This is a genomic window from Streptomyces nogalater, assembly GCF_039532885.1.
Lineage (GTDB): Bacteria > Actinomycetota > Actinomycetes > Streptomycetales > Streptomycetaceae > Streptomyces > Streptomyces nogalater.
In genome coordinates, this window is record NZ_BAAASM010000011.1 from 1 (window position 1) to 3477 (window position 3477).

2 protein-coding genes are annotated in these 3477 nt (G+C 73.4%); both read right to left on the minus strand.

Annotated features, from left to right (window positions below; genetic code table 11):
* Positions 1-1795: type I polyketide synthase (locus ABD350_RS10710; RefSeq protein WP_344347652.1), on the minus strand; the 1795-nt coding region annotated here is incomplete at its 3' end.
* Between the two features lie 41 nt (positions 1796-1836).
* A partial coding sequence (locus ABD350_RS10715; RefSeq protein WP_344347653.1) for a phosphopantetheine-binding protein occupies positions 1837-3477 on the minus strand: 1641 nt, incomplete at its 5' end.

Genomic DNA, 3477 nt, shown 5'->3' on the forward strand with positions numbered 1-3477 from the left:
ACACCCCATACAACTCCCGCCCCATCGACACCCGCTGAGCCCCCTGCCCCGTAAACAGGAAGGCGACCTTGCCCCGTCGGGAGTCCGCCGTCGTGAGCACGGTGTCGGGTGCGGGGGTGCCGTCGGCGAGGGCCTGGAGCTGTTCGCGCGGCAGGGTGTGGGCCGGGGCCACGAGGACGGCACGGTGGTCGAGCGCGCTGCGGGTGGCCGCCAGCGAGTAGGCGACGTCCAGGGCGGTCGTGTCCGGGTGGTCCTCCAGGTACGTGAGGAGCTTTCGGGCCTGCCCCGCCAGCGCCTCGGGCGACTTGGCCGACAGCAGCCACGGCAGGCTCGACGGCACCGCGGCACCGACGGTCGCGCCCTCGGTCTCGCCACCGTCGTCGCCGTCGTCGTCGGTGGGCAGGGGTGCCTGTTCCAGGATGACGTGCGCGTTGGTGCCGCTCACGCCGAAGGCGGAGACGGCGGCGCGGCGGGGTCCGCCGTCTTCCTTGCCGGGCCACTCGGTGGCCTCGGTGAGCAGGCGGACCGCGCCGGAGTCCCAGTCGACGAACGGGGTGGGTTCGTCGATGTGGAGGGTGCGGGGCAGGACGCCGTGGTGCATGGCCTGCACCATCTTGATCACTCCGCCCACCCCGGCCGCCGCGACGGTGTGGCCGATGTTGGACTTCAGGGAGCCGAGGTGGAGGGGGTGGCCGGCGGGGCGGTCCTGGCCGTAGGTGGCGATGAGTGCCTGGGCCTCGATGGGGTCGCCGAGGCGGGTGCCGGTGCCGTGGGCCTCGACGGCGTCGATGTCGGCGGGGGTGAGACCGGCGTTGGCCAGGGCCTGGCGGATCACCCGTTCCTGCGCCGGGCCGTTGGGGGCCGTCAGCCCGTTGGAGGCACCGTCCTGGTTGACGGCGGAACCCCGGATGACGGCCAGCACCCGGTGCCCGTTGCGCCGCGCGTCCGACAGCCGCTCCACCAGCAGCAGACCCACACCCTCCGACCAGGCGGTTCCGTCCGCCGCCGCCGAGAAGGACTTGATCCGCCCGTCCGGCGCCAGGCCCCGCTGCCGGGAGAAGTCGACGTAGCCGCCGGGGTCGCCGTTGACCGTGGCGCCGCCGGCCAGGGCCAGGTCGCACTCGCCGGTCCGCAGCGACTGCACCGCGAGGTGCAGTGCCACGAGGGAGGAGGAGCACGCGGTGTCGACCGACACCGCCGGGCCCTCGAACCCGAAGGTGTAGGCGATGCGTCCGGAGGCCACGCTGCTCAGCTTGCCGGTCATCAGGTGGCCTTGGAGTTCCACGGGGGCGTCGAGGCCCAGGTAGCTCTCCTCCACCACGCCGACGAAGACACCGGTGTCGCTGCCCTTGAGCGGCGCGGGATCGATGCCCGCCTGTTCGAAGGTCTCCCACGCGGTCTCCAGGAGCACCCGCTGCTGGGGGTCCATCGCCAGGGCCTCGCGCGGTGAGATGCCGAAGAACTCCGCGTCGAACCGGGTCGCGCCGTCGAGGAAGCCGCCCTCCCTGACGTAGGAGGTACCCGGTGTGCCGGGCTCGGGGTCGTACAGCCCCTCGACGTCCCAGCCGCGGTCCGTGGGCCACGGCGAGATCGCGTCCACCTCGTCGGCTACCAGCCGCCACAGGTCCCCGGGGGAGGCGACCCCGCCCGGGTAGCGGCAGGCCATGCCCACGATCGCGATCGGCTCGGTGGTGCTCGCTTCCAGCTCGGCCAGCTTCCGCCGGGTCTTCTGAAGATCGGCCGTCACCCATTTGAGGTACTCGACGAGCTTCTCTTCCTTGTCTGGGTCAGCCATGGGACACCCACATCTCCTCGGAACCGAATAGGTGTGACTGGTCAGCCGGACGTACGGCCGAGTTCGTTGTCGATGAAGTCGAAGATCTCGTCCGCCGAGGCGGTTTCGATCTCCGCGGGACGCCGGTCCACCGCCTGCGGCCCCGGGATGTGCAGCCGGGACAGCAGGGACTGCAGCCGCTCCGCCACGGCGGCGTGGTCGTCGCTCTCCGGCGGGAGCGAGCCCAGGACGGCTTCCAGCCGGTCGAGTTCGAGGGCCACCGTGGTGTCCTCGGTGCCCGGGGTGGCCGGCGGAGCGAGTTGCGCCAGCATGTGGGTGGTCAGCGCGCCCGGTGTCGGGTGGTCGAAGACCGCGGTGGCGGCCAGACCGAGTCCGGTGGCGTGGCGGAGCCGGTTGCGCAGGTCGACGGCCGTCAGGGAGTCGAAGCCCAGCTCCTGGAAGGAGCGTTCCTCGTCGATGGCGGCGGGGTCGGTGTGCCCGAGGACCGCGGCCATCGTATCGCGCACCACCTCGGACACGAGGTCGTACCGCTGGGTCTCGCTGAGCCCGGCCAGCCGCTCCGCGAGCGACCGGACCGGCTCGGTCCGCGTCCCGGCGCGGCGCCGCACGGGCGCCTTGACCGGTTCGCCGCCCGCCGTGCCGGTTTCGCTCCCGGCGCGGGCGAACAGCGTGTCGGGGAGGTCCCGGAACGCGACCGAGTCCACGGTGGCGACGAGCTCGCCGGCGGGGTCGGTCAGCCGCAGCGCCAGGCTGCCGTCGCCGGCGTCGGTGCGCTCCACCCGCGCCGCCGTGGCGCCGGCCGCGTGGAGGCGGACCCCGCGCCACTCGGCCGCCACCGTGACATGGCCCGGGGCGGGCTCGTCCGAGGGGGTGCCGACGGCCGCGTCCAGCAGGACCGGGTGCAGTTCGAAGGCGGCCGCCTCCTCGCGGAGTTCCTCGGGGAGTTCGATCTCGTGGGAGACGGTCCCGGTGGCCGGTGTGCCGGGTGCGGGTTCCGTCCCGAGCGTTCCCCCGGCGAGTTCCTCCCACGGGCCGTCCGCGTGGCGGGCGAACACGGTGACCGGGCGGTCGCCGTCTCCGTCGGCCGCGCCGACGGCGACCTGGAGGTGGACGGTGCTCTCGGCGGGCACCGTCAGGGGTGCGGTGACGGTGAGTTCGCGCAGTACGTCGCAGCCGAACTCGTCACCGGCCCGGACCGCGAGTTCCACCAGGACCGCGGTGGGCAGCACGGTGGTGTCGCCGGACAGGTGGCCGGCCGGCCACGGCGTGCGTCGCGGTGACAGCATGCCGTTGAACACCGCGCCGTCCTTCCGGGCGAGGGGCACGGCGACGCCGAGGAAGGGGTGGCCGGTCGGGCTCAGTCCCCAGGTGCTCGCGTCGGCGGTGTCCTCTCCTGCGTCCAGCCAGTACCGCCGGTGCTGGAAGGCGTAGGTGGGCAGGTCGGTGCGGCGCGCACCGGTGCCGGAGAAGAAGGCCCGCCAGTCCACCGGTACGCCGAGGTCGTGCAGGTCGGTGACCGCCCGGACGACGGAGGCGCATTCGGGCTGGTCCCGCCGCAGCAGCGGCCGTACGAAGGGCGCGTCGTCCAGTGCCTCCTGGGCCAGCGCGGTGAGCACTCCGTCGGGGCCGATTTCGACGAAGGCGGTGACGTTGCGTTCGGCCAGAACGCCGACCGCGTCGGC